The sequence below is a fragment of the Nocardia araoensis NBRC 100135 genome, assembly GCF_000308435.1.
GTDB lineage: Bacteria > Actinomycetota > Actinomycetes > Mycobacteriales > Mycobacteriaceae > Nocardia > Nocardia araoensis.
Genome location: NZ_BAFR01000094.1, coordinates 24,629 through 50,435, shown reverse-complemented (window position 1 = coordinate 50,435; position 25,807 = coordinate 24,629). Strand labels below are relative to the sequence as shown.

The window sequence follows — 25,807 nt, the reverse complement described above, 5'->3', positions numbered from 1 at the left end:
GGACGTCAGGCTACGTCAGCGCCTACGACTGGACGCAGTAAAGCATCCGAGTTGTGTTGTCGCGTATCCATATCGCAACAACCGGCCGGAGACCCTTTTTCGGAGAAAGGGTCCCGGCTCGGCCGTGCGTGTACCGTCGCTCAGCAGTTGCTCGGCGCGGGCTCCCCTCGGAAACGGGCGTCCAACCAAGTCAGTGCCGCGGGAATGCCCAGCACCGCCGCGGTCAAGTGGTCCGGAACCGGGATCTGCTCGGCCTGCACCTTCGCGCCCGCCGCACACCACCGCTTGTCGGTGTTGACCACCGCGTCGATCGGGATGAGGCCATCGATCGGCGAATGCCATTCGAACACCGGTGTCTTCGGCACGCCGTCGTAGAGCTCGAGGCTGTTCTCCTCCACCACGGCGCGCGCGGTGTTGTCGTTGATCATCGAGGTCGTCTTGGCGAAGTCCAGCGCGCCGTGGCCCGCTCCCGTGGCGAGGATGTCGTTGGTGCAGCTGTTGGCGATCTGCGCGCGGGCGGCCAGACCCCGTTCGTTCAGCTGCTCGCTGAGCGGGAAGCGCGTCGGGTACTCACGCTCCAGCCCGAACCCGGCGGCGAACGCCAGACCGAACACCGGATGCGGATTCAGCCCCAGCCCCTCGAGCATCTTCACCAGATTCATCGGCACGCCGCCCATGGCCGCGCCCGCGATGTCGAGTTCCGGTGCGTACTTCGGCTGCAGGGCCGCCGCCCACGCGGTCGCCATCCCGCCGCCGGAGTAGCCGACCATCGCCACCGGGCTGCGCTGCACGCCGAGTTCGGCGACCTGCTTCACGGCGCGGATCCCGTCCAGGGTGATCTGCCCGCCGAGCTTCGCGGCGCCGTAGGCGAAGTTGGGACCGAGGTGATCGGGCAGCGCGACGCTCCAGCCGCGGGCCAGCAGGACGTTCCAGCCGGGCGCTTCCCGCACGATCAGATTCGGGTCGCCGGTGTAGAGCACCCGGGAGACCGAGCACTCCGAGCCGAGCCCGTTGATGATGTGCTGGAACGACAGCAGCGGACCGTCGGCCCGATGCGCCTTCGGCGTCAGCACCGTGGTGGTCGCCGCGATCGGTTTCCCCTCCGAACTCGTCGACCGGAACCGGATCACGGTCACCGTGGTCTCCGGGAAGATCGCCAGCGGCGGCATCACCCGGGTCGCGAGCACATCGCCGGGCTTGCGGTCGGCGATGTCCGCGGGTGTCGAATAGAAGGGATCCGGATCGGGTTCGGGATACAACGGCGCGCTGGTCGCGGCGCCCGCCATGCTCGCGACCAGCACCAAGCCCGCGGCCATCGCTCCGATCGCACGTGCGAGACGTCTTCGCCCCACTCCCCTACCCAACGTACGTGGGCCCTGACTCATCGACGTGTGCCTCCTGAATCGTCCGACGCTGTGCTCATCCTCGACAACCTGACCCGCGCGGGACACCACCCGACGCGATCATGTTGACAATTCACAACATTGGGTCGCCCGGCCGGTGCTCGCGGCGGGCCCCGGCTGGTGACTGTACCCCAGGACGCCAGGTCCGTTCTGTGACATTTCCAGCCGATAACGTGGAACATGTTCTCAGCAGTGGCGGCCCCTTACCGTCAGTCCTACCGGCGTGGCTGCCGCGCCGGCCGGAAGGAGACGGTGGCATGGACGGCACTGTGCGCAGACTCGCTGACCGCGACGACACCCAGGATCCGCCGACTCGGCGGATCACCGTCTACTTCGACGGGCCCACACCCGAGGACGCGCTGGTTCTCGAGTACGCGGCCACCAGCACCGAGGCCTGGGAGTTCACCTCGGCCGCCGCGCACGCCGGGCTCACCGTCACCGTCGACGGCCAGATTCGTCCCGGCCTGCGCAGGCTACCGTGCCGATCGCTCTGGCGCTGAGCGAGCGGGCTCAGGGCCGATCGAGCACACCGCGCAGAACGGCGAGCGCGTCGGGGAACGCTTCCCGCGCCGCACCCAGATGATCGCCGGGATACCAGCCCACCCGCAGATCGGTGCCCGCGGAACGCAGCTCGGCGATCAGCTCGAGCGTCAGCGGCGCGGGCACCTCCAGATCCGCCAGCCCTTGACCGAGGTAGAGCGGCACGGCATAGCCGCTGGTCGGCACCTTCAGCATCGCGCGGACCGCGGCAAGCAGCGCGGGATCGTCCAAGGGCCGCGACAGCATCGCGCCGATGCCGATGCCTGCCACCTGCGCGTCCGCCTCGGCGGCGCAGTCCGTTTCCACGATGCGCAGGACGTCCCTGCCCACCGGGGTCAGGTAACCGTCGATGTCCAACTCGGGCGCACTGGCGCGCAATCCGGCCAGCAGCATGCCGAAATAGGTCGTCGTCTTCTGCAGCGGCAGCCGCGGCAGCCAGGGCCCGGCCATCGGGAACACCGCGTCCAGATTCGACGGCGCACCGGTCGCGGCCGCCCCGCGCAGATCCAGCTCGGGCGCGTCGCCGGGTGCCAGATGAGCGGTGAACAGCGCCGCGTGCCCACCCTGCGATTGCCCGAACACCGCCCAGCGTGTGCCGAGCGAGGGGGCGACCGCCCGTGCCGCGCGCACGCCGTCGATGATGCTGCGAGCTTGGGCCGGGCCGTCCAGATAGGGATGCACGCCGGGGGTGCCGAGTCCGACATAGTCGGAGATCACCACCGCGTAGCCGGCGCGCAGCAGATCCGGATACACCGACGTCAGGTAGTAGTCCCGGGGTCGCAGCGTGAACGCGCACTCGTCGGCGATCCCGGACGTGCCGTGCGCGTAGGCGATGATCGGCCAACCCCCTTGCGGCGGAGCGCCTTCGGGCAGATACAGCGCTCCGGTGCTCAGCATCGGCCCACGCGGGCCACGCGACCAGTACGTCAGCCGTTCGGCGGTCGTCGCCCCCGCCACGTGCAGCCGCCCCGCCAGTTCCACCAGATCCGTCACGGTGCCCGGCGCCTCGCCCACCCCGGCGTCCGCGGGGCCGGCCAACGCGACCGTCACCGACACCACGACGCCCGCCGCCCCCGCCATGAACCGTCCGCACCGCACCGCACCGACTATCCCCAGCCGCGGCGTTACCGGCAAGCCACCACAATCGGTGGCCCGGCCGGGAACCTCGCCGGGACCGCCCGCGCTCGCTAGGCTCGGATGAGCACGCCGGAAACCGGTGCCGAGGAGAACACAGGAGGCTCGACCGTGGCGCAGCGGTACCCGTATCGCCTCGTCACCCGGCGTCGCGTCGCCGCATTGCTCGCAGCGGGACTGCTGCCCGTGACGGCCGCCTGCGGAAACGATTCGTCCGACCCTTCGGCGGCCACGACCACGACCGTCGCCGCGGCCACCCCGAGCCCACCGGCGTCACCGGCATCGACATCGCTCGCTGCCGTGCCGTCGGTCGACCCCTACGCGGGACAGCCGCTGATCGATCACGTCACCTGGGTCGACGCGATCGACGGACCCCGGCTGCTCGTCTTCCCGACCCAGGCCGGGCGGCGAACCACCTTTCCCGGCTCGGACGAACGAGCATGGCAGGAGGTCGTGGCCGATTCGGCGGACGCGGACGCACCCGGCATGCACGATCAGTTCGTCTGTCACTGGGCGTGGGCGCGGCTGGTGCAACCGGACAAGCCGAGCTGGAACCTGGAACCGTGGCGCCCGGCGGTGGGCTACCAGGCCACCGTCGAAGCACGCTGTAATCCGGGCGGCCCCGAGCGCTGAGCGCGGGCGCCGCCCCGACCGGAAGGAGTGATCCATGCGCGTCGTCATCGCAGGCGGGCACGGGAAGATCGCCTTGCTGCTCGCCCCCGTACTCACCGCGAACGGCCACGAGGTCGCCGCCCTGATCCGCAACCCCGACCACGCCGCCGACGTGCGCGCCACCGGCGCCGAGCCGGTGCTATGCGATCTGGAGAACGCGGGTACCGACGAGCTGGCGGACGTCGTGAAAGGCTGCGGGGCGGCCATTTTCGCCGCCGGCGCCGGGCAGGGCAGCGGCGTGCGCCGGAAATACACCGTCGACCTGGGCGGGTCGGTCCGCCTGGCCGAGACCGCCGAGCGCACCGGGGTGCGCCGCTTCCTGCAGATCTCCTCGATGGGCGCGGGCTCGCCACCCGCTGCAGGCACCGACGAGGTGTGGGCGGCGTATATCGACGCGAAGACCAAGGCCGAAGACGATCTGCGCGGCCGGGATCTCGACTGGACCATCCTGCGCCCCGGCCGCCTGACCGACTCCCCCGGCACCGGACTGGTGACTCTCGCGCCACCCCTGGTCGGGCGCAGCGAGGTCCCGCGCGCCGATGTGGCGGCCGTATCGGCCGGACTGCTGCCTGCCGCGCACACCCACGGGCGCACGCTCGAGCTCGTCTCGGGTGACACTCCGATTAGCCGGGCGATTGCACAACTGGCCGACTGAGCTGTCACGCGCCCCGCTACCGCCCTTGCCGATCGACCGCAACGGTCACGATGGGAGAACAACCGTGTTCAGTCGAATCGTCTCGATGAAGATCCGCCCCGGCTCCCGCGCCGAGTTCCTGGCGGCCATATCCCGCAGCGCCGACGCCTCCGTCCGGACCGAGCCCGGTTGTCTGCGCTTCGACGTCTGCGCAGATCGGGTGGATCCGCACCGGTTCTTTCTCTATCAGCTCTACACCGACGACGAGGCCGCGGAAGCGCACCGTTTCACCGAACATTTTCTTGCCTGGCGTGCCGCGGCGGACCAATTCGTCGAGCCGGGTACACAGATCGATTACAGCACGGACGTCCTATTCGGCCACGACTGAATTTCCGCGTCGGGCACCGTGCCCGCAAACTTCCGGCCGCGAAATGCGCACTGCGCATGTGCAATCGATCGTGCAGATGTGCTTGCATCTGAAAGGTACGGCGGCATAAACTCGGTCCCGCAACGCTTTACAGGGGACCATCAGGGGAGGCCGCGTGGGCGAGCCGAAGGCCGAAGCCGCCGTGGGTTTGCCGCCGCCAGACAAAACAGGGGCGTTCGAATGAAACAACCACTTACCGGCGGTCGGTTCGGATCAGCCGACACCGCACTGGCCGACCAGCCGGCGAACGGTGGACATATGAGCACATTACCGGCCCACAGCGGCCACACCGATACCGCATTTTCCCGAGAAACCGCCGTGGCATACGTTATCGATGCCGTCGAATCCACCGGGGCGGCCACTCGGCACGATTTCGATATCGACCGGATCGTCACCACCGCGCACGCGATGGCCGACGACTGGGATCTCGAGGCATTGCAGCCGGCGACATTCTGGCGAATCGCCTCCAGCTTCATCAAGCAGTAGACCGACCGTCCTGCCGTCCGAGCCCGGCAGGTCACGAAACACTCGGTCATAAGCAGTTTCGTCGCGCCACCCGACGCCGGCGGATAGCCACCACTATCCCATCGACGCCGGGGCGCCGATCCGATAGAGCGAGATTTCCGGCGGCTACTGCCGCCGAGCGATTGGACAGCAAAGCAAAACGAGCGGCCGCCTCCGGATTCGGAGGCGGCCGCTCGGCGTATCGGGTCTTCGGTCGCGCGGACCGCTACCGCGCGATCTCAGCGCCCTTCGGCGTACCTTTCCATGATCTCGATCGACTTCTCCGGGCGCTCGGCTTGGACGCTGAGCCGGTCCATCACCGACAGGTACAGCGCCAGGTCCTGCCGCCGCTCGAGATACAACGCGCTGGTCAATTGTTCGAGATACACGATGTCCGGCAGTTCCGCCTCGGCGAAACGCAGGATACTGAAGGAACTGCCCGCCGCGGCGTGCTCACCCGCGGTGAACGGCAGTACCTGGATGGTCACGTTGGGCAACTTCGCCAGCCGGACCAGGTGCAGCATCTGCTCGCGATGCACCTGCACGCCGCCGACGGGCCGAACCAACGCGGCTTCGTCGAGCACCGCCCACACCACCGGCGGGTCCGAGCGGAAGAGGATTTCCTGCCTGCGCTGACGGACCGCGACCCGCCGATCCGTATCGGCGTCCTCGTATCCGAGCGACACGACCGCCCTGGCGTATTCGGGCGTTTGCAGCAGTCCGGGAACGAGATGCGCCTCGTAGGTGCGGATCTTGCTCGCGGCCTGTTCCAAGCCGAGGTAGGTGCCGAACCACTGCGGCAGCAGGTCGCTGTAGCGATGCCACCAACCGGGCTCGTTGGCCTGCCTGGCCAATTCGAGGAACGACTCGCGCTCCTCGGCATCGTGGACGCCGTACAGGGTCAGCAGATCACGGATGTCGCGTTCCTTGAAGCCGGTACGGCCCAACTCGAGACGACTGATCTTGGCGTGCGATCCACGGATCGCGTCACCCGCCGCTTCACGGGTGATGCCTTTCTTCTCCCGAAGCTTGCGCAACTGGCCGCCCAGTGCGATACGTAGCACGGTCGGACCACGTTCCGCGACAACGGATTGCACATGACCATCGTCATCGGGTTCAGCGATCATCGAGTTCGTCTCCGATACTCCGGGGGTTGCCCACAGTGTGTCACAACCACCTGTCGCGAGACACACCGCACCGACCGCTAATGTTACCGCTCAGCTAGTCAAATAGTCGAACTCCCCGGCCTTCGCGCCGCGAACGAACGCATCGATCTCCGGACGGGTGTAGATCAAGACCCCACCTTCGGGGTCCCGCGAGTTACGCACCGCCACTTGGCCGTTGGCAGTTTCGGCCACCTCGACGCAGTTGCCGCTCGGATTACTGAAGGAACTCTTGCGCCAAGTTCCGATGATCTCGTTGGTGGATGTATCCGACATCTTCCCCACTCCTCCGTTACCGCAGTCAGGCGATTCGGTTCGTGCAGATGCACGTTCAAACGTTCTTGCATCTGCACCGACACCGGACGATAGCACGAAGTTCGCCCTCCGTGCGCCCACAGATCGCCCTCATCCGGCGGTAGATGTGAAACGTGATCACGTCGACTCGGAAACGCCGAGATCAGCTCCCCGATCCAGCCCGCTGGACGAGCGCGAATCTTGTACTGTCGCAGTGCACATCGGATGTACCAGTCATTCGCGACAACCCCACGCGCCCACCAGCACGGCAGTGTCGCGGACCCGTTTTTGCCTAGGAGTACAACCCATGCCCGAAGACCACAGCCCCCTCATCCGAACCGACATCCCCCACTCCGCGCGGATCTGGAACTACTGGATGGGCGGTAAGGACTATTACGAGATCGACCGCATCGCAGGTGACGCAGGAATCGAGGTCGATCCGGACATCACCACCATGGCGGTGCAGTCGCGCCAGTTCCTCATCCGCGCGGTGCGCTACCTCGCCGGGGAACAGGGCATCCGCCAGTTCCTCGACATCGGGACCGGCCTGCCCACCATGCAGAACACCCACGAGGTCGCCCAGAACGTGGCGCCGGAGTCCCGGATCGTGTACGTGGACAACGACCCTCTCGTGCTCACGCACGCGCGGGCGCTGCTCACTTCCACCACGCCGGAGGGCGTCACCACCTACATCGACGCCGACTACCACGATCCCGAGCGGATCATCAACGACGCCAAGCACGTCCTGAACTTCAACGAGCCCATCGCCGTGATGTTCATGGGCGTGCTCGGCCACGCCAAGACCTACGACGATCTGCTGCGCATCGTGCACACCGTGCTGGATGCCGTTCCGTCGGGCAGCTACCTGGTGATGTGGGACGGCACCGACGACAGCAAGGCGTATGTCACCCTGTGCGAGAACTACACCGGCACGGGTGGCACCCCTTATGTCCCCCGCCCGCAGGCTCAGATCAAGGCCGTCTTCGACGGTCTGGAGCTGGTCGAGCCGGGTTTCGTCTCCATCACGCAGTGGCGCTCGGGCGAGACGGAGGTGGGTGAGTCCCGCCCGATCTCCGCCTACGGCGCGGTCGCGCGCAAACCGTAAGGCCCCTGAACACCAAACCGTAAGCGGCACAGCGACGGTCGCCGGTCTCACACCGGCGACCGTCGCCGGTTTTTTCTCCCACCGATCGTGCAGATGTACTTGCATTTGCAAGCGACGGAGGAATAGACTCGAACCCGAAATCGGGGAGGTACGCAGGGAGTTCGAGTCTGCGTCACCAGTACGTCGGCCTCCCCGCCGCACGTCGGACGCGAGGGGTAGTCGAATGATCGAGCCATTTCGAACTTCCCCCCGGGTTGCCGTCATCGATGGCGCAGGCGTCGAGCCCTTGCGCCAGTACTCTGCGCCCGAGTTCGCCATGACCGATTGCAGTGTGGAGCCCGGCGGCCTCACCTATCGGCAGGCCCGCGACATTCTCTACGCCCACGAGGTGCACGGCCCGCAGTGCAGGCAGTGGCTGGCGGCGGCCGCCTATCTGTCAGCCGGGCTGGACGACGAATAGAACGGGCCACACCGCGGAACGCGAAGACGTTTTCGCCGCGGGGTGAACCCGGCTCCAGCTCCGTAACCTCGCTCGCGACGCCGACGTCGGCATTCGAGTCGCTACGGAATGCGGCGTGATGTCAAGTGATCTCACAGATCACTCCCGGTCCACACGCCCCTTTCGTATAGTGATCGATCGACTCGGGCGCGATTTTCTCGCACGCCTGGCGTGGCTTTGGGGAGCGAACTCGTCATGACCTACTCCGCGTTGGATCTGTCCGCCGACTCGTCCGACCCGGTGCTGGAAATCGGTGGACAGCCGGCTTCGGTGCCCTTGCAGAACACCGACAGCGTGGCCTCCCACATGGTCGGTTATTTCGAGAACGTGATGGCGCCCTGCCGCACCTTGCCCGGCGAGCAATTACGCGGGGACGTCACGAAACTCACCCGCAGCTGCCTGAACCTCGCTGCCGAGATGTTCGACCGCCGCACCGTGCCGGACGAGGACCAACTCGGTCCGGTGCGCGCGGCGGCCGCGCGTTGGGCGCGCGAGGGTGTGCCGCTGAGCACCATCCTGCGCGCCTACCACGAAGGATTGCGCATCGCCTTCGGTCTGGTCACCGCGCCCGCCGAAGCCGACGACGTCGAGGAAGTGCTGGTCGCCGCCGATCTGCTCCTCGAACTGCTCGAGGCGATCACCGCGGCGGTGTCCGATGCCTACGTCGACGAGCAGCACCTGGTCGCCAAGGAGCACCAGACGGCGGCGCAGACGCTCGCCTCCGCGCTGCTGAGCGGTCGCGGCAGCTCGGCTCTGGCCCGGCAGACGGGGATTCCGATCGCGGAGGCGTATCAAGTTGTCGCCCTGTCGATTCCGGAGCATGCGGATGAGCGTGACCCGCGTGTCGACGGGAACGTCGCCGCGCGCCGGAAGCTGCGGCGGCTGCAGTCCGAACTGGCCACCGTGTTCGCCTCCCGCGCGCTCGCGCTGCTCAGCGCCAAGGGCGGCACACTGCTCATCCCGTTGGGCGAGGAGGCCGAGACCGTTCTCACGGCGGCGACGCTCGAGCTGCTGGCCGCCGCCGCCGAGGTCCCGCTCACCGCGACCGTCGTGCCGACCGACACCGATCAGATCCCAGAATCGGCCGATCAGGCCCACGAGCTGCTCAATCTCGTGCGTGTCGGCGTCCGGCCGCCCGGTCTCTACCAGATGTCGGATCTGGCGGTGGAATACCAGCTCACCCGCAGCGGCCCGGCCACCCGGCGGATCGCGACCATCCTCGACCCGCTCGACGCCCATCCGGAGCTGTTCGACACCATGCGCGCCTACCTCGGCAACGACATGAACCGGCAGCTCACCGCGCGCCAGCTCTACGTACACCCGAACACCGTCGACTACCGCCTGCGCCGCATCGCCCAGCTCACCTCGATCGACCTGGCGACCTCGGCGGGCATCTCACAGGCGGCGATCGCCCTGCTGGCCCGGGATCTGGACCGCAGCGTCGCCCGCCGCCTGTGACGTCCGCGCCGTGACCTGATCGTGGCCTGTAACGGATTCGTGCTGGTCACCGGGCCACGAAATTGCGATCCTGGTAGTGCCGCGACGTCTGGATGGTGAAACATGCGAATTTCGGAGATCCTGCGCAGAAAAGGCAGCGACGTGGCCACGGTCGCGCCCGATACGACGGTACGCACACTGCTGGCCGCCCTGGCCGAGCGGAACATCGGCGCGGTCGTCGTCTCGCCCGACGGGAACACGATCGCGGGCATCGTCTCCGAGCGCGACGTGGTACGCAGTCTGCACGCGTGGGGCGCGGACCTGCTGGACACGCCGGTCTCGGCGATCATGACCGCCACGGTGCGCACCTGCGCGCCCGACGACCGGGTCGACGGCCTGCGCCGCACCATGACCGACCACCGCATCCGGCACCTGCCGGTGGTGCACGAGGGCCGACTGGTCGGCATCGTCAGCATCGGCGACGTGGTCAAGAGCGCGATCTCGGAGCTGGCGGACGAGCGCGAACACCTCGTGGAGTACCTACAGGGCAGGTATTAGAGCTCGCTCAGGTTCCCCAGGTCGGCCGAGAGCCAGTGCTCCGGGCGCAGGTAGACAGCGACCTGCGTACCGTAGGCCTCGGCCGCCTTCAGGTAGGCGTCCAGCGATTCGGCGGGCACGTACCGCGCGGCCATCTCGCGGTGCATCTCGTCGGTCATCGGGGTGATCCGGGTGACCGGGCCCTCCACGCTCACGTACCGGACCGTGGGGTCGACCTGCTGCACCATGAGACCGAACCGGCCGGTCTCCCGGAGGTAGCGCATCTTCTGCGATTCCGGACCGGTCAGGATCCACGGCTCGCCACCGGGGCTGTACTGGTACCAGATCGGGACGGTGAGCGGGCCGCGACCGGCGCCCGCGGCCACCGAGAACGCCGCGACATGCGGCTGCGCGAGGAACTCTTGACGCTCTTGCAGTGTCAGAGGCATACGTTCCAGGCTAGTCGTGAAAGCCGTTGTCCACGACAAAACTTCGAAGTCCGTACCGAAAATGCGTATCGTGGGTGACGTCCGAGTTACCGGTGTGAAGGGAGCGTCACGTTGCGGTCCCCCACCCCGAGATCGCCGGTGACGCGGAGCGAGGACACTCCCCGGCCGCCGGAAACGCCGACGTTCGCGCCCGCCGCGGTGCGGTCGCTGTTCCCAGCGCTCGCCAGCGCCTCCGAGGTCTACTTGGACAGCGCCGCCACCACACAGAAACCGCTTCCGGTCATCGAGACCATCCGGCGGTACCACAGCAACGGCACCGCCAACGCGGGCCGCGGTACCTACCCCTGGGCCACCGGCCTGACGGCTCGGATCGCCCGCGTGCGCGAACGCGCCGCCGCGTTCATCGGCGCGGAGCACCAGGACGAGGTGGTCTTCACCGCGGGCGCCACCGCCGCACTCAACGCCGTCGCGCTGTCCTGGGGCCTGACGGAGCTCACCGACGGCGACGAAATCCTCTACAACGCAAGCGATCACGCGTCGAACGTGTACCCGTGGCAGCACCTGCGCGCGCTGCTCGCCCGATTCGGACGCCGCGTCCACCTGGTCCCCTACCGGGTGACCGCCGCCGGTGAGGCGGACACCGACGACATCCTGGCCAAGATCACCCCGCGTACCCGGCTGATCACGACCGGGCATCTGCACCATGTCTTCGGCGGTCTGAGCACCCTGGAGGAATTGCGCGGCCGGATCGATCCGGCCATCCTGCTGTGCTTCGACTGCTCGCAGAGCGGCGGCCATCTTCCGGTCGACGTCACCGCGCTCGGAGCGGATTTCGCGATCTTCGCCGCGCACAAGATGTTCGGCGCGCCCGGCACCGGCATCCTGTACTGCCACCGGCGCGTGCACGACCGGTTGGCGCCGTTCCTGCCCGGGGGCAACTCCGGTGTCGAGCCGGATCCGGACGGACTGCGACCGGGGCCGATGCCCGCGCGCCTGGAAGGAGGGACGCCCGATATCCCGGGCATCCTCGCCCTCGGCAGCGCGCTGGAGGTGCTGGAATCGTTCGGCCTCGACGCCGTCGCCGCGCACAATCGCGCCCTGACCCTGCGCCTGATCGACGGGCTGCGACCGGTCCCCGGCCTGGAATTCCTACCCGGTCCCGCGCACGCGACCTGCGAGGTCGGCTACGGGATCGTCTCCTTCACCCTGGCGGGAATCTCCGCCGCGGACGCGGGTTTCGTCCTGAGCGAACTCGGTTTCCTGGTGCGCACCGGCGCGCACTGCGTCCCCGCCGAAACCGGCGGCGCGGGCTCGGTGCGGGTCAGCACGCACATCTACAACACGCCCGACGAGATCGACCGATTCGTCGCGTGCGTGCGAACCATCGCCGAGGAGGTCACGTGAGTAACGACATCCCCCGCTACGACCGGCGGGCCGCGTCCAGGGTGCTGGCCGGCTTGGCGCAGCCAGGGCTGTTCACCGAACCCGCTGCGGCTCCCCGACATCGGCGCTTCGAATACACCTGTACGGCATTGGGTCTCGAGCCGGACAGCCATCTCACCTACTCCCAACGGCTGTATCTGGAGCGTTTCATGCGGCCGTGCCGCGCGGACCAGGTGACCAGCGCGACCCATCGGATCGCGTGGACCGACAGCGCGGGCATCCCGAATACCGGGCACTTCCGCGCCGGTGGTCTCGGCCCTTCGGTGCCGATCGCGGCCCGCGAGACCGTCCTGGCGCTGTGGCGTCAACTGGACGCCGACGTCGATTTCGCCGCGCGGGTCGCGGCGCTCGAACCAGGTGAACACGCCGTACTGGCGGGCACGACCACCGACCACGATCCGCGCGACATCTTCCGGGTCGGCATCGAGGCGGCGGGCCGCGTGCTGGCCCAGCACGCGCTGCTGGCCGACCGGACCCCCTACCGCGATGCCGCCGAATTCGCCGAAGGGCTCCGCGTTTCCGGGATCTTCGCCGCGGTGGCCACCCGATGGTTCTGGGAATTGCAGGCCTCGACCTACCGGCGGGGCATGATCCCGGTGACGCTGATCGCACAACCCGACGGCACCGTCCGCTATTCGGCGGAGACGGTGGCGACCCTGCGCGCGATGAAGGACGCCACCATCGCCGACGCGCACGCCGTGATGGAGCGCGCCACCACGGCCGAAGGACTGACGGTGGCCGAGGCGATCGCCAAGTATCACGACGACCTCGACCTGATCTCCCGGCAGTACGCCTTGCTGCCCGCGGGCAGCCATCCGGCCTGCCTGGCGGCCACCCCGCATCAGCTCGACAGCGGGCATTTCAGCATCCTCCCGCTGCTGGTCGACCGGTTCGTCGCGACGTTCACCGAGGTCGCGGACCGCTGCGCGGTCACGGAGGTGAGCGCCGAACTCGACGATGCGACCGCCGACCGCGCCGCGACCGCCGAGGACCAGGTGTTCTATGTCCCCGATATGACTTGCAAGCACTGCGTCCGCACGATCGGCGGCGTGCTGGAGTCGATGGACATCCGCGTGGTCGAGATCGACCTGGACAGCAAACGGGTGGTGGCCGAGTTCCGCAGCCCGCGCAATCGGGCCCGTGCGTTCGAGGCGATCCGGGACGGCGGCTACAACCCGGTCGCGCAGCGGCCCGACGACCTGCCGCGGGCATCGGCCACCGAGCCGTCGGAAGCCGCCGTATGACGCTTCCGCCGGCGCTGCCCGCGCAGCTCCACCCGATCGTCCGCGCTTTTCTCGACACTCCCGGACTCGTGACCGAAACGCTGACGAGATTCGGATCCCCGGTGCATCTGGTATTCCCGCAGGTCTATTCGGAGAATCTGCTCCGACTGCGTTCCGTGCTGGAGCGAAGCCTTCCCGGGTACCGAATCTGCTACGCGCACAAGGTGAATCAGTCCGCAGCCTTCGTCCGCACCGCCGAACGCGAGGGCATCGCCATCGACGTCGCCTCACCGCGGGAACTGTCCAGCGCCCGCGCCGCCGGGTTCGATCCGGCGCGCATCGAGGTCACCGGCCCGAAGGGGGAAGTCTTCCTGCGCGACCTCGTCGACCGCGGGGTCACCATCAACGTGGACAACCTCTGGGAACTGGGCCGCATCGCGGAACTGGCCCCGGAGCAAGCGGAAATACCTGTGCTGCTGCGCGTCTCCGGTTTCGATGCGGGACAGGTGAGCCGGTTCGGGATGCCGCTCGCCCACGTCGAGCAGGCGTTCGAACTGCTGTCGGCGCGGCGCGGGCGGGTCGCTTTCCTGGGGTTGGCCTTCCACCTCGACTCCGGCGACCTCGGTGAGCGCGTCCGGGCGATCGACGCCTGCCTGCGACTGATCGAGCGCGCCTACGAGCACGGGCTCACCCCTTCGGTGCTCGACATCGGCGGTGGCTTCCGGCAGGTGTTCACCGCCGACGCGCAACGGTTCGACGCCTATGTGCTCGCGCTGCGCGAATCGCTGCTCGGCCGTGGCGAGCCGATGACTTGGGGCAGCAACACCTTCGGCTACCACGTCGCCGGCGGGGCGGTGCACGGCACACCGGTGTTCCACAAGTACGCCAACACCGTCCCCGCCGACCGCATGCTCGCCGATCTGCTCGACGCCCCGCTGGAGCGGCACGGCGGACGCACGGTGGCGCAGGTGGCGGGTGACAATCTGCTCGAGATATGGCTGGAGCCGGGCAAGGCGCTGGTGGACCACGCCGGCATCACGGCGGCAACGGTCGAGTTCGTCAAGGAGGTCGCCGACGGCAGCGTGCTGGTGCACGTCGACCTCAGCCGCGATGCGGTGACGCCCGCCGACCAGGAAGTCATGGTCGACCCGATCCTGCTGCCCCACGCCGGCGCGACCGCGGGCGACGGCGCGACGGGTCCGGTGGGCGTCTACCTCGCCGGGCGGCTGTGCCTGGAGCGCGACCTGATCACCAATCACAAGGTATGGCTGCCCGCCCGCCCCCGGCCGGGCGATTCGGTGGTGTTCCCGAATACCGCCGCCTATCACATGGACCTGTCCGCCGCGACGGCCTCCATGCACCCCCTGCCCGCGAAACTCGCGGTCACCCGGGAGGCCGACGGGTTCCGCGTCGTGCACGACGCCGACTACGAGCTCGACTTCCCCGTCGAATCGTCACGGCCGCGTCATATCGCGCCGCACGCCACCGACTCCGCCACCGTTCCGGTCCGACCCGTCGAGGCCCGCTGATGCGATACGACCACATCACCGAACTCATCGGCAACACGCCGCTGCTGCGGCTCGACCCCGCGGTGCACGGGCTGACGAACGTGGAGCTCTACGCGAAATTGGAGTCGCACAACCCGTTCGGTTCGGTGAAGGATCGGGTGGCCTGGGCGATGCTGCGCGACGACCTGACGGAGATCCGTGCCGAGGGGCGGACGCTCATCGAGGCGTCCAGCGGGAATACGGCCAAAGCACTGCGCGTCCTGGGCGCGGTGTACGGGATCGACCTGCGCGCGGTGACCAATCGGATCAAGGTGGGCGAGGTCCGCGATCTGCTGCAGCTGTTCGGCACCGAGATCGTGGAACTGCCCGGCCTGTCCGAGTGCCCGGACCCGACCACGCCGAACGACGTGTATTCGGTGATCGAGGCGACCATGGCCCAGCACCCCGGCGTGTACCGGCATCTGTCGCAGTACACCAACGAGAAGAACATCGAGGCCCACCACCACGGCACCGGACGGGAGATCCACGAGGACCTCGCGGCCGACGGCATCACCAGGATCGATTATCTGATCGGCGGACTCGGCACCACCGGCTCCACCAGGGGGACCGCCACCTACCTGCGCAAGCACAATCCCGAATTGCGCACTGTGGCCGTGGTTTCGGAGCGGTCGGACTTCATTCCCGGTATCCGGTCGGAGAGCGAGATGTGGGATGTCGGACTGTTCCAGCCCGAGTTCTACGACCGGATCGCGACCGTGGCGGCCGGCGACGCCGTGGACGCGACGCTGCGCCTGGCGACCGGGTACGGCGTCCTGGCCGGTCCGACCAGCGGCGCGAGTTACGCCGCCGCGCTGGATACGCTCGGCGCGCTCGATCGGTCGGCGACCGATCCGGACGATCCGATCGTGGCGGTGTTCATCGTCTGCGATCGGCTCGAGCCGTACCTGTCGTACATCAAGAAGCGCAGGCCGGAACTGTTCGGCCGCGCCGAACGCGCGGCGGCGCCGACCGAGGAGGAGCTGGCGGCGGTGCCGCGCCTGTCACCCGAGCAGCTGGCCGAGCTGGACCGGACCGGGCGCCCGACCATCGTGGACAGTCGCGGCGCCATGGCCTACCGGATCGGGCACGTGCCCGGCGCGTTGAACATCCGCGACGACCAGCTCGACGACATGTTCGGCCACGGCGTCCCGTTCCCGCGCTCGCGACCCGTCGTCTTCGTCTGCCCGGTCGGCGAGCTCTCGGTGCGATTCGCGGCCCGAGCCCGGCGAGCCGGCTACGACGCCGCCAGCTTGGCCGGTGGCGTGGTCGCCTGGCGCGATGCGGGGCTGCCGCTGGAACGAGGCTGATCGCCCGGGGGCGCGAAGTCCCGCCGCCCGGCGGGAAAGCCCGACAGCAACGGGGCGACCGGACCACGGTAGCCGGTGGCCAGGAGTTCGACGGTGGCGGTGAACAATTCGGTGAAGCGGACCGCCGTGTCCCGCTCGAACAGCGCGGCCGGGTAGATGAACACGCCGTCGATGCCCGCGGGCGCGCCGAGCCGGTCGTACCGGTCGACGAGACCGAATTCGAGGTCGTGCTTGGCGCGGACGATTCCGGTGTCGACCTCGGTGATGGTCACCCCACCGGATGCGTCCGCCGCGGGCTCGGCAGCGGCACCGCGCTGGAGGATGAGCGTCGCCTGGAACAGCGGGCAGGCCGCGTCCTGCAACAGGCAGCGCTTCAGCCGCTGGCCGGGGGTGTCGGGATGGGCGAAGGCGGCCAGTGCCACCCTGCGCACCTGATCGAGCAGTTCCTCCACGTCGGCGGCGCGGTCGAGCCGCACGCGCATCAGCACGTCGTCGGCGAAGTTGCCGACCAGGTCGTCGAGCAGCCGATGATCGCGGCCGGCGACCGCGGTGGCCACCGTCACGTCGGCGCAGCCCGCGAACGCGCCGACGGATACCGCGAAAGCGGTCTGCAACACCATGAACAGGCTGGCCCGCGCCGCGCACGCCCGATCAAGCAGCGCGCGGTGCACGTCGGGACCGAACGCGACCGGCACGACGGCGCCCGCGCTCGCACCGCCTCGGCGGATCGCACGGGGCCGTACGCAGGGGAATTCGAGCACCGGCGGCCGACCGGCCAGGGTGATGGCCCAGTAACGCAACTGCTGCGTGGCGCGGCTCCATTCGTCGGAGTAATCACCCAGCTGGGCGTGCTTCCACAGGGTGTAGTCCGCGTAGTCGACCGGCAGGGGTGGCCAGTCCGGCGCGGCTCCGGCCTGCCTGGCGAGGTACGCCGTGGCGAGATCGCGCAGCAGCGGGGCCACCGAGCGCCCGTCGATCGAGATGTGGTGCACGACCAGCACCAGCACCACCTCGTGCGGTCCGAGCACGCACAGCCGGGCGCGCAGCGGCAGGTCGGTCTCCAGATCGAACTCGGTCGCGGCGATTTCCGCCATCCGCCGCGGCAATTCGGCTTCGGTGAGCACGACGACGTCGGTCAGCGGCCCGGCCTCGTGCGCCGGGACGATCACCTGGGCCGGGCCCGCGGCGGTCCTCGGATAGCGGGTGCGCAGCGGTTCGTGCCGGGCGACGACGTCGTCGATCGCGGCGACGATCGCCTCGGGCCGCAGCGCCGGTCCGGACAGGCGCACCGCGCGAGCCACGTTCCAGTCACTCGAGTTACCGGATAGAGCGGCGTGCCACATCCGTTCCTGCGCGGGGGCGAGCGGGATATGCGCCGGGCGCGGCCCGCGGGCGAGCGGCATCGGACGGCGCGGCGGCGGGACAGGACGAACCGCTGGTCGTACCGGGTGCCATCCCGGGTGCCCGAGTCCGTAGCCGATTCCTTCGGACGAGATCACCGCAGCGGAGTTGTTCATGCGCCGTTACCCTCCACTACCGAAAACACCGAGCATCCGAGGGAAGGTAACCAGGTCGAGTAAACCGACAGTTATCGCACCGTGACGGCGTGGAGTCCAGTTCGGCAAGGCCCGGGAGGGCGGGGCGGGTGAGCGCGGCGCCGGGGTGCGCCGCCAGGCACTATCGTTGGGCCGTGCAGACAGGTCAGGACGCAGACGACGACGGGGGCCCACGGATCTGGGGTGGGACGACGCTCACCGAGCGCAGGGAGACGCGGCGGGCGGCGCTGTTGGAGGCGGCGCTCGATCTGATCGGCGAGTCGGGCGCGAGCGGGGTCACCATGCGTGCGGTGTGCCGTAAGGCCAATCTCACCGACCGCTATTTCTACGAGAGCTTCGCCAGCCGCGACGAGTTGCTCGACGTGCTCTACCGTCAGGTCGCCGAGGAATTCCTGGAACCCATGACGGCCTTCGCCGCCACCGACGACCCCTCCCGCGACCGCGCGCTGTCGGAGATCCTGGTGGACAAGGTGCTCGACGACCCGCGCAAATCGCGGCTGTTCCTGGTCGAGCCGTATTCCAGCACCGGGCTCGGGCAGACCACCTTCGCGGTGATGCCGGTCTTCACCCGGATCATGCAGGACCATCTGTTCGCCCACATCGACGACCCGGTCAAGCGCAGGCTGGCGGCGGTGACCATGGCGAGCGGCAACGCGGGCATGTTCTCGGCCTGGCTGAACGGCTCGCTGCGCGCCACCCGCGAGCAGATCATCGAGCACTGCCTCGCGATGCTCACCGCGTACCGCGCGCTCTACCGTTCCTGACCGGCGCCGCGTCAGCCGGAAGGTAGCTCACCGGCCCGGCCCCGCCAGTACGCGAGGGTGTTCTGCGTCCGGATGGTGGCGGCGTGGTTGGGGCCGAGCGCACGCAACTCCGCGACCAGCAGCACCTCCAGTTCGGCGATCGCGCGGGTGAGGTCGCCGTGCCGGGCGCGGCAGCCCGCGAGTTCGTTGCGGGTGTCGAAGGTGTCCGGGTGATCCGGGCCGAGCACCCGTAACCGGTCGCCGAGCAGTTTTTCCAGATCGGCGACAGCGCCATCGAGGTCGCCGCTGTCGGCGCGGTAGGCGGCCAGCTTGCCGCGGGTGAGCAGCGTGTCGGGATGGTCGGGGCCGAGTACCCGCAGACGATCGTCGAGCAGGCGGGTGAACTCCGCGCCCGCCCCCGCCAGATCACCGCTGCGCGCGCGGAAAGCCGCGAGGTTGTTGCGCGCGCCGAGCGTATTGGGATGGTCGGCGCCGAAGACCCGGAGATAGTCGGCCACCAGCTGCTCGAACTCGACCTTCGCGCCGTCGAGATCGCCGCTACCCGCCCGCCAGTAGGCCAGGCTGTTGCGGGTGCGCAAGGTGTCCGGGTGATCGCCGCCCAGCACACGGGCACGGTCGGCGCGCAGCTGCTCGAACCGGTCGATCGCCCCGGCGAAATCACCGACGTCGCCGCGATTGGACGCCAGATTGTTCCTGGTGCGAAGGGTTTCGGGATGGTCGGACCCGAGCAGGCGCAGCTGGTCGGCCAGCAGGTGCTCGAACTCCTCGCCCGCGCCGGAATAGTCACCGCAACGGGCGCGGTAGCTGGCCAATTTGTCGCGGGTGTCCAGAGTCGACGGATCGTCGGGCCCGAACACCCGCAACCGGTCGGCGAGCAACTGTTCGAAATCGGCGACGGCGCCGACCAGGTCGCCGCTCTCGGCGCGATGATAGGCCCACCGCTCCCGTGTCGTGAAGGTGTCGGGATGGTCCGCGCCCAGTGACTCCGCGAAATCGGGCGTCCACGCGGCCCACAAGTCGCGGTCGTCGGCCGACCTGCCGGTTTCCAACTTCTCCAGGAAGTCGATGGCCAAGGCGGAATCGCCGTAGGCCAGGCAGTGTCGTACGGCCGCGCCCCGCGCGTAGTCCGCGGCCCGGTCGCTGTCATCGGCCTGGATCGCCGCGATCAAGGCGCGATGTGCGTCCGCGATGCGCACGCCGAGGCGACGGCACTCCGCGTCCAGCGCGGGCAGGAACGCGCTGTGGGCCACGCCGAGCGACTCGCGAACGGTGCCGGGATGACTGCGGGTGAGCAGGGCGCCGAGATTCACGGCGATATCGCGGACCCGTGCCGCGCTGAGATCGACGCCGAGCGACAACAGCGCCGAATCCAGCAGCTCCAGCGGCAGCACCGGCCCCACGCCCGCCGCGACCAGCACGCCGAGCAATGTCGCTGTGTCTTTCTCGATTTCGGCATCGTTCCCGCGCAGCGCCGTCTCGACCCGCAGCGCGATGATCCGATCGAGGCCGATCCCGGCGGCGACCGCACTGTCGGTCAATCCCGCAGCGACCTCCAGCAGCATGCGCGCCACCAGCCAGCCACCGGCCACCGCCCGCGAGCCGCTCGCGTCCGTGGGGGTCTCCGCCAGTAGCCGCTGGATCCAGCCGATCCAGTCGACCGGGCCGAGCGGCGCCGTGCCGCGCGCGGAATCCACCACGGCGGCGATGTCGTCGGCCGCCGGTTCGGCGACATCGATCCGGTGCATGTGCGCCAGCCCGGGATCGTCCTCGACGCCGGTGCCGGGCCGGATGCCGACGATCACGCGCACGTGCCGAAGATCTTCGCGGCGGGTCAGATCGGCGATCGCGGCCACCAGCAACCGCCTGGTCCCCTCTTGCGGCTGGTTCAGCCCGTCGAAGACCAGGGTGACCCGGCGGCCCGCGGTGGACAGGCGGGCCAGCGGGCGGCGGACCAGGATGTCGAAGATGTCGAACTCGTCCCTGGGCCGGTGCGCCCTGGCCGCGCGCGCCGCCTCCCGGAACCCGGGCAGGCGCGCGGCGAGTTGCGCGGCCAGCTCCGCGGCCACGGACTCCACCGAACTGTTCACCGTCAGGAATACCGCGGCGGTGATGTAGTCGGGGGTGACGGCGAGCCCGTCGACCAGGCTCGGGCGGATCAGCATCGCCAGCAGCGTGGATTTTCCCACGCCCGCGGGACCGAGCACCGCGCGCAGCCGGTGGCTGCCCGCGTCGACGATCGCGTCCAGACGCTCGCGCACATCGGGCGTCAGCAGCAGCCCCCTGGTCAGCTGGTCGACGAATCCGGCGGCGGAGCGTCCGCTCACCGCGTCCCGGTGGCGCGCGGTGTTCGGCACCAGCCACAATCCCGGGTCGACGCCTTGCGTCGTGGACACCGCGCCGGAGCTGAACGACAGGTGCTGCGGCTGTTGGTGGGTGCACTGCACGGCGATCGGATCGACCAGGTCCGAGGGCAACAGGTTCTCCCCGCGCAGCGGCAGGCCCAGGTCGAAGGTGGCGAGCATGGTTCGGGTGAAGCATCCGGAGTACGCGGGCCCGTCGCCCGAGGCGACCAGCAGTTCCATTCGGCCGCCCGACTGCGCGAGCAGTTCGGTCCACCGGCGCGCGGCCCCTTGCACACCCTGACCCGCCTCGCAGGCGTCGACGAGCAGCACCAGCCCGTCCAGCGCGGCGCGGTCGAGGCGCTCGCGGATCTCCTGGGTCAGGTGAAACGCGTTGTGCGAGGTGGGATCAGCGGGCGAATCGCGGCCGAGCAGGTAGAAGTCCTCGGCATTCGTCGCCACGCCGTGCCCGATGAAGCCGAGCAGGAGGGTGGCCTGCCGCTGCGATGCCGCCGTGAAGGCCGCGTCGACGGACTCCAGCAGTTGCGCCGCAGTGGGATTCAGCACCGGGCCGTCCAGATCGGTCGCGGGCCGCCACCCGCCGGCTGCGGTCAGACTCCCGTACAGGCCGTTGGCGAGTTCCTCGGTGAAACCCAATTCTCCCAGCGCCGCGCATTCCGACCCCACCACCAGCGCCAGCCGACCTCCCATGCAAGAAACATACTCGCGCCGCCGTGGCCGTTTCGCCGCACCGTCGCGCCGGTCCGGTACCGAAAGGCGCTGTGCGAGACGTAGGGTGACGGTCCGAGACCCGGAAGAAGGAGATCGCGCGATGACCGACCCGGTGGTGGGTTTGACGGGTACGCTCACATCGCCGATCCGAGGTGCCGGGACGCTGGGCGAGGTCCTGGTCGCGATTCGCGGGGGAACCGAGCTGTACATCGCACAGTCCACCGAGCCGATTCCGGCCGGTGCGGCCGTGCTGGTCATCGCGGTCCATCCGGGGCGCGTCGTCGACGTCGTCCCGTGGATTCCGCTCACCCCGGACCCGGCCGGAGAGACCTGAAACAGTAAGGGAGACAGACGTGCTGGGCTACCATGTACCGGATCCGGACGAGGCGATGCTGGTCAGCGGGGGTAAGAGCCGCGACAACGCGCCGTTCAAAGTGGTCATCGGACGCGGCGCCTGGGTGATTCCGTTGTTCCGCAAGGTGCGCTACCTGTCGCTGGCGATGTTCGAATCAGAGATCAAGGAGCGGTGCGTCACCAAGCAGGCGATCCAGCTCGACGTCCGTGCGGTGATCGCGTTCAAGGTGGCCAACGACACCCAGTCCATCGTGAACGCCGCCCAGCGGTTCCTCTCCGAGCAGGAGCGGGAGATGTCCGTGCTGACCGGGCGCATCTTCTCCGGGCACCTGCGTTCGATCGTCGGCTCGATGACGGTCGAGGAGATCATCCGGGAGCGGCAGAAACTGGCCGACGAAGTGCTCGTCGCGTCGAAAGTCGAGATGAGCAATATCGGCCTGTGGGTCGATTCCTTCCAGATCCAGTCCATCGACGACGGCAACCTCGGCTATATCGCCGCGCTCGCCGCCCCGCACAATGCCGCCGTCCAGCGCGACGCGCAGATCGCGCAATCGCAGGCCGCGCAGGCGGCGGCGCAGGCCGAACAGGAATCCCAGCGCAGGCAGGCGGAATATCAGCGCGAGACGGCGATCCTGCGCGCGCAATACCAGCGCGACATCGACAAGGCCAACGCGGAGGCGGCGCAGGCCGGCCCGCTCGCCGAGGCGATGGCGTTGCAGGAGGTGCTCACCGCGCAGGCCGAGCAGGCCCGCAAGGAAGCCGAACTGCGCGAGCAGCAGTTGCAGGCCGAGGTCGTCAAACCCGCTCAGGCGGAAGCCGATCGGGTGCGCATCCTGGCCGAGGCGGAAGCCGACCGCACCCGTATCCAGGCCGAGGCGGCCGCGTCGAACAACCGGATCGCGCTGGATCAGTTGTTGATCGAACAACTTCCGGAAATCGTGCGGCAGGCGTCGAACGGGTTGGCGAACGCGAATCTCACCGTGCTGAACGGACCGGACGGAGTGAGCGAACTGGTGAACGGAATGGTCGGTCAGGGACTGACCGTTTTCAATTCGTTGCAAAAGGCGCTTTCCTCCGACGACGGCGAAAAGGCGCGTTAAAGTTGCCGAGTAGCGACGGCGACGAGGAGCGGGTGTTGGTGTCCATCGGGAAATTGGTGTCGTTCGACAGCTCTCGGGGATTCGGATTCATTCGGCCGGAGGACGGTGGACCCGATGTGTTCGTCCACGTCAACGACATCGGTCTGGACGAGGACGAGTTGCGGCAGGGGCGGGTGTTCGAGTTCGAGGTGACCGAAGGCGACCGCGGACCCAAGGCGGTGAACCTCACCGTGGTCGGCGGGTCGTCCGCGCCCCCCGCGCGGCACAAGGGAAAGGACAGGGCGGGTTCGGGACAGCTCACCATCGCCGAGCACAAGCGCCTGATCACCGAACTGCTCCTGGACGCGAGCCCCGCCCTCACCGCGGGCGAGATCCTCACCATCCGCGATCGGCTCACCGCATTCGCCGACCAGCACGGCTGGCTGGAGAACTGACCGGCGAAGTCCACGAACCTGTCGGGGCGTCCGCCTACGATCGAGCCGAGGCCGCGGCCACATACCGATGAGTTCGGTCCGCGCGCACCGTCGATATGGGTGAGGATCGAACCCGAGGAGGATCGCGTGGATCTACCGGTGATGCCACCAGTGCGGCCGATGCTGGCCAAATCCGCGCCCGCGGTGCCCCGCGAGCCGGGCCTGAGCTACGAACCCAAATGGGACGGCTTCCGCTGCATCGTGTTCCGCCACGGCGCCGAAGTGGAGCTCGGCTCGCGCAATGATCGGCCGCTGACCAGGTATTTTCCCGAAGTAGCCGAGTTGCTGAAGCAGGCGCTGCCGGACCGCTGCGTGGTGGACGGCGAGATCGTGGTGGTCACCGAACAGGGTCTGGATTTCGACACCTTGCAGAACCGGCTGCATCCGGCCGCGTCCCGGGTCGCCAAGCTGGCCGCGGAGACGCCGGCCAGTTTCGTGGCCTTCGATCTGCTCGCCCTCGGCGACAAGGATCTCACCGGGGAGCCGTTCACCGAACGCAGGCGGCTGCTGGAAACGATCCTGGACACCGCGCTCGCGCGCGTGCACCTGACGCCGCTCACCCACGATCCCGACGTGGCCGAGGACTGGTTCACCCGCTTCGAGGGCGCGGGATTCGACGGGGTGATGGTCAAGTCCGACGACCTCGCCTATCTCCAGGACAAGCGGGTCATGCTCAAGATCAAGCACGAGCGCACCGCCGACTGTGTAGTGGCGGGTTTCCGCTGGCACAAGGACGGGGCCGGGGTCGGCTCGCTGTTGCTCGGACTCTTCGACGACGAGGGTCACCTGCACCACGTCGGCGTGGCCAGCAGTTTCACCGCGGCCCGGCGCAAGGAACTGGTCGAGGAACTCGCGCCGCTGCGGGAGAACGCGCTCGCCGACCATCCCTGGCGGGAGTGGGCGGATGCCGCGGCGCAGGCGGCGGCGGAGGGCAAGATGCCCGGCGGCGTCAGCCGCTGGACCGGCGGCAAGGATCTGTCCTGGGAGGCGCTGCGGCCGGAGCTGGTCGCCGAGGTGCGCTACGAGCACGTGCAGTCGGGACGGCTGCGCCACGGCGGCAGGCTGGTGCGCTTCCGCACCGACCGGACGCCGGAATCGTGCACCTACGCGCAGCTGGACGAGGTCGCGCCCGCGGAATTGGGCACGCTGTTCGGCGAAGGCGCGGCGCGATGAGCGAGTCCGTGGACATCGAGACCGACGGCCGGACCGTCACGATCAGCAATCCGGGCAAGATCTATTTCACCAAGCGCGGTGAGACGAAGCTCGATCTCGTGCGTTACTACCAGGCGATCGCCGAACCGTTCCTGAACGTGGTCGGCGGTCGGCCGCTGCTGCTGGAGCGGTACCCGGACGGCGCGTCCGGCAAGTCCTGGTTCCAGAAGCGGGTGCCGAAGTCCGCCCCGGACTGGCTGCACACCGTGGAGGTGTCCACGCCGAACGGCACCACCAGCGACGCCCTGGTCGCCCACGATCTGGCCCACATCCTGTGGGCGGTGAACCAGGGGTGCCTCGGGTTCCACGTCTGGCCCAACCGCGCCGACAACCTGGAGATCGCCGACGAGCTGCGCATCGACCTCGATCCCTCGCCGGGCACAACCTTCGCCGATCTCCGGCACGCCGCGATCCGTACCAGGGATCTGCTCGCCGAACTCGGCATCGAATCCTGGATCAAGACCTCCGGTTCACGCGGCTTGCATCTCTACTCGGCGCTGGAACCGAAGTGGGACGGCTATCAGGTGCGGGCCGCCGCGGTGGCGCTGGCCCGCGAGCTGGAGCGCCGCTACCCGGAGGACATCACCGCGCAGTGGTGGAAGGAAGAGCGCGGCAACCGGGTCTTCATCGATTTCAATCAGAACGCGCCGCACAAGACGGTTTTCGGCGCCTGGTGCGTACGGCCGAAGGTCGGCGCGCAGGTCTCGACGCCGATCAGCTGGCCGGATCTGGATTCGGTGGTGCCCGACGAGCTGACCATCGCGACCGTCCCGGCCCGCTACGCCGAATCGGGCGACCCGTGGGCCGATCGCGCGCCCCAGTCGATCGCCTCGCTGCTGGAGATGTCCGAACGGGATATGGCGGCCGGTCTCATGGACGCGCCGTGGCCCCCGCAATACCCCAAGATGCCCAACGAACCGCCCAGGGTGCAGCCGAGCCGCGCCAAGAAGGCCGAATAG

The 25,807-nt window shown here is 68.7% G+C and carries 26 protein-coding genes; 19 read left to right on the top strand and 7 right to left on the bottom strand.

Translation table 11 applies throughout. The features are described 5' to 3' along the window. Positions 1-140 precede the first annotated feature (140 nt). Positions 141-1,316 (bottom strand): lipase family protein, encoded by a 1,176-nt coding sequence (locus ON21_RS12145; RefSeq protein WP_039797923.1) that lies wholly within the window; start codon positions 1,314-1,316, stop codon positions 141-143. Between the two features lie 344 nt (positions 1,317-1,660). Here ON21_RS12145 and ON21_RS12140 point away from each other — a divergent pair, with 344 nt between their 5' ends. After that, on the top strand, positions 1,661-1,903 hold the full coding sequence (locus ON21_RS12140; protein ID WP_039797922.1) for a hypothetical protein: 243 nt from the start codon (positions 1,661-1,663) through the stop codon (positions 1,901-1,903). 10 nt (positions 1,904-1,913) lie between these two features. Here ON21_RS12140 and ON21_RS12135 read toward each other — a convergent pair whose 3' ends face one another. After that, positions 1,914-3,023: an alpha/beta hydrolase gene (locus ON21_RS12135; RefSeq protein ID WP_039797921.1), complete on the bottom strand. Its 1,110-nt coding sequence runs from the start codon at positions 3,021-3,023 to the stop codon at positions 1,914-1,916. A 117-nt stretch (positions 3,024-3,140) separates the two neighbouring features. Here ON21_RS12135 and ON21_RS12130 point away from each other — a divergent pair, with 117 nt between their 5' ends. The 4 genes from ON21_RS12130 (at position 3,141) to ON21_RS40005 (ending at position 5,296) form a co-directional block, all read left to right on the top strand. Further along, positions 3,141-3,710 carry a DUF2599 domain-containing protein gene (locus ON21_RS12130; RefSeq protein ID WP_063821054.1) on the top strand — a complete coding sequence of 190 codons (570 nt, stop codon included), beginning with the start codon at positions 3,141-3,143 and terminating at the stop codon, positions 3,708-3,710. Between the two features lie 34 nt (positions 3,711-3,744). Then, entirely contained in the window at positions 3,745-4,404 is a 660-nt protein-coding gene (locus tag ON21_RS12125) for an SDR family oxidoreductase (RefSeq protein ID WP_039797920.1), read from the top strand. A gap of 25 nt (positions 4,405-4,429) precedes the next feature. Then, positions 4,430-4,771, top strand: a complete 342-nt coding sequence (locus ON21_RS12120) for a putative quinol monooxygenase (protein ID WP_245562559.1) — start codon at positions 4,430-4,432, stop codon at positions 4,769-4,771. Positions 4,772-5,128: 357 nt separating this feature from the next. After that, positions 5,129-5,296: a hypothetical protein gene (locus ON21_RS40005; RefSeq protein WP_245562558.1), complete on the top strand. Its 168-nt coding sequence runs from the start codon at positions 5,129-5,131 to the stop codon at positions 5,294-5,296. 257 nt (positions 5,297-5,553) lie between these two features. Here the strand turns inward: ON21_RS40005 and ON21_RS12110 are convergent, their stop codons facing one another. Together ON21_RS12110 and ON21_RS12105 are read right to left on the bottom strand one after the other, a co-directional pair. Then, the gene (locus ON21_RS12110; protein ID WP_051020713.1) at positions 5,554-6,441 is read right to left on the bottom strand and encodes a Sco1979 family transcriptional regulator; all 888 of its coding nucleotides are present in this window, start codon (positions 6,439-6,441) and stop codon (positions 5,554-5,556) included. Between the two features lie 90 nt (positions 6,442-6,531). Next, positions 6,532-6,753 (bottom strand): DUF397 domain-containing protein, encoded by a 222-nt coding sequence (locus ON21_RS12105; protein ID WP_039797917.1) that lies wholly within the window; start codon positions 6,751-6,753, stop codon positions 6,532-6,534. Between the two features lie 325 nt (positions 6,754-7,078). Between ON21_RS12105 and ON21_RS12100 the strand changes: the two genes are divergently transcribed. The 4 genes from ON21_RS12100 to ON21_RS12085 all read left to right on the top strand — a co-directional run bounded on the left by ON21_RS12100 (position 7,079) and on the right by ON21_RS12085 (position 10,370). Further along, positions 7,079-7,876, top strand: a complete 798-nt coding sequence (locus tag ON21_RS12100) for an SAM-dependent methyltransferase (protein ID WP_039797916.1) — start codon at positions 7,079-7,081, stop codon at positions 7,874-7,876. 316 nt (positions 7,877-8,192) lie between these two features. Further along, complete coding sequence (locus ON21_RS40000) at positions 8,193-8,336, top strand: hypothetical protein (RefSeq protein ID WP_245562557.1); 144 nt, start codon at positions 8,193-8,195, stop codon at positions 8,334-8,336. A 234-nt stretch (positions 8,337-8,570) separates the two neighbouring features. Beyond that, a complete protein-coding gene (locus ON21_RS12090; RefSeq protein ID WP_051020716.1) occupies positions 8,571-9,833 on the top strand; it encodes a PucR family transcriptional regulator in 1,263 nt (420 codons plus the stop codon). A gap of 102 nt (positions 9,834-9,935) precedes the next feature. Beyond that, positions 9,936-10,370: a CBS domain-containing protein gene (locus ON21_RS12085; protein ID WP_039797914.1), complete on the top strand. Its 435-nt coding sequence runs from the start codon at positions 9,936-9,938 to the stop codon at positions 10,368-10,370. On the opposite strand, the gene ON21_RS12080 is transcribed toward ON21_RS12085, so the two are convergent. Further along, the gene (locus tag ON21_RS12080; protein WP_039797913.1) at positions 10,367-10,798 is read right to left on the bottom strand and encodes a pyridoxamine 5'-phosphate oxidase family protein; all 432 of its coding nucleotides are present in this window, start codon (positions 10,796-10,798) and stop codon (positions 10,367-10,369) included. The genes ON21_RS12085 and ON21_RS12080 overlap by 4 nt on opposite strands. Before the next feature lie 138 nt (positions 10,799-10,936). Between ON21_RS12080 and ON21_RS12075 the strand changes: the two genes are divergently transcribed. Genes ON21_RS12075 through ON21_RS12060 form a run of 4 tightly spaced genes read left to right on the top strand, consistent with a single transcriptional unit; the run spans position 10,937 to position 16,318 of the window. After that, positions 10,937-12,202, top strand: a complete 1,266-nt coding sequence (locus tag ON21_RS12075) for an aminotransferase class V-fold PLP-dependent enzyme (protein ID WP_086006400.1) — start codon at positions 10,937-10,939, stop codon at positions 12,200-12,202. Then, entirely contained in the window at positions 12,199-13,485 is a 1,287-nt protein-coding gene (locus ON21_RS12070; protein WP_039797911.1) for a heavy-metal-associated domain-containing protein, read from the top strand. The genes ON21_RS12075 and ON21_RS12070 overlap by 4 nt, the downstream gene beginning before the upstream one ends. Beyond that, positions 13,482-14,993, top strand: coding sequence for an alanine racemase (locus ON21_RS12065; protein ID WP_083880567.1), 1,512 nt, complete (start codon positions 13,482-13,484; stop codon positions 14,991-14,993). Before ON21_RS12070 ends, ON21_RS12065 begins: the two co-directional genes overlap by 4 nt. Continuing rightward, positions 14,993-16,318: a pyridoxal-phosphate dependent enzyme gene (locus ON21_RS12060; RefSeq protein ID WP_039797910.1), complete on the top strand. Its 1,326-nt coding sequence runs from the start codon at positions 14,993-14,995 to the stop codon at positions 16,316-16,318. Before ON21_RS12065 ends, ON21_RS12060 begins: the two co-directional genes overlap by 1 nt. On the opposite strand, the gene ON21_RS12055 is transcribed toward ON21_RS12060, so the two are convergent. Further along, a complete protein-coding gene (locus ON21_RS12055) occupies positions 16,246-17,835 on the bottom strand; it encodes a condensation domain-containing protein (protein WP_157170805.1) in 1,590 nt (529 codons plus the stop codon). The two genes, ON21_RS12060 and ON21_RS12055, sit on opposite strands and share 73 nt — an antisense overlap. Positions 17,836-18,008: 173 nt before the next feature. Here ON21_RS12055 and ON21_RS12050 point away from each other — a divergent pair, with 173 nt between their 5' ends. Then, positions 18,009-18,638: a TetR/AcrR family transcriptional regulator gene (locus ON21_RS12050; RefSeq protein ID WP_051020711.1), complete on the top strand. Its 630-nt coding sequence runs from the start codon at positions 18,009-18,011 to the stop codon at positions 18,636-18,638. A gap of 11 nt (positions 18,639-18,649) precedes the next feature. On the opposite strand, the gene ON21_RS35795 is transcribed toward ON21_RS12050, so the two are convergent. Beyond that, complete coding sequence (locus tag ON21_RS35795) at positions 18,650-21,688, bottom strand: tetratricopeptide repeat protein (protein WP_051020710.1); 3,039 nt, start codon at positions 21,686-21,688, stop codon at positions 18,650-18,652. A gap of 121 nt (positions 21,689-21,809) precedes the next feature. Between ON21_RS35795 and ON21_RS12040 the strand changes: the two genes are divergently transcribed. The 5 genes from ON21_RS12040 (at position 21,810) to ligD (ending at position 25,807) form a co-directional block, all read left to right on the top strand. Further along, on the top strand, positions 21,810-22,043 hold the full coding sequence (locus ON21_RS12040) for an NfeD C-terminal domain-containing protein (RefSeq protein WP_039797937.1): 234 nt from the start codon (positions 21,810-21,812) through the stop codon (positions 22,041-22,043). A 19-nt stretch (positions 22,044-22,062) separates the two neighbouring features. After that, the gene (locus ON21_RS12035; RefSeq protein WP_039797909.1) at positions 22,063-23,163 is read left to right on the top strand and encodes an SPFH domain-containing protein; all 1,101 of its coding nucleotides are present in this window, start codon (positions 22,063-22,065) and stop codon (positions 23,161-23,163) included. A 2-nt stretch (positions 23,164-23,165) separates the two neighbouring features. Beyond that, complete coding sequence (locus ON21_RS12030) at positions 23,166-23,597, top strand: cold-shock protein (RefSeq protein WP_373281127.1); 432 nt, start codon at positions 23,166-23,168, stop codon at positions 23,595-23,597. 126 nt (positions 23,598-23,723) lie between these two features. Beyond that, positions 23,724-24,809 carry an ATP-dependent DNA ligase gene (locus ON21_RS12025; RefSeq protein ID WP_218004072.1) on the top strand — a complete coding sequence of 362 codons (1,086 nt, stop codon included), beginning with the start codon at positions 23,724-23,726 and terminating at the stop codon, positions 24,807-24,809. Then, complete coding sequence (gene ligD, locus ON21_RS12020; RefSeq protein WP_039797908.1) at positions 24,806-25,807, top strand: non-homologous end-joining DNA ligase; 1,002 nt, start codon at positions 24,806-24,808, stop codon at positions 25,805-25,807. The genes ON21_RS12025 and ligD overlap by 4 nt, the downstream gene beginning before the upstream one ends.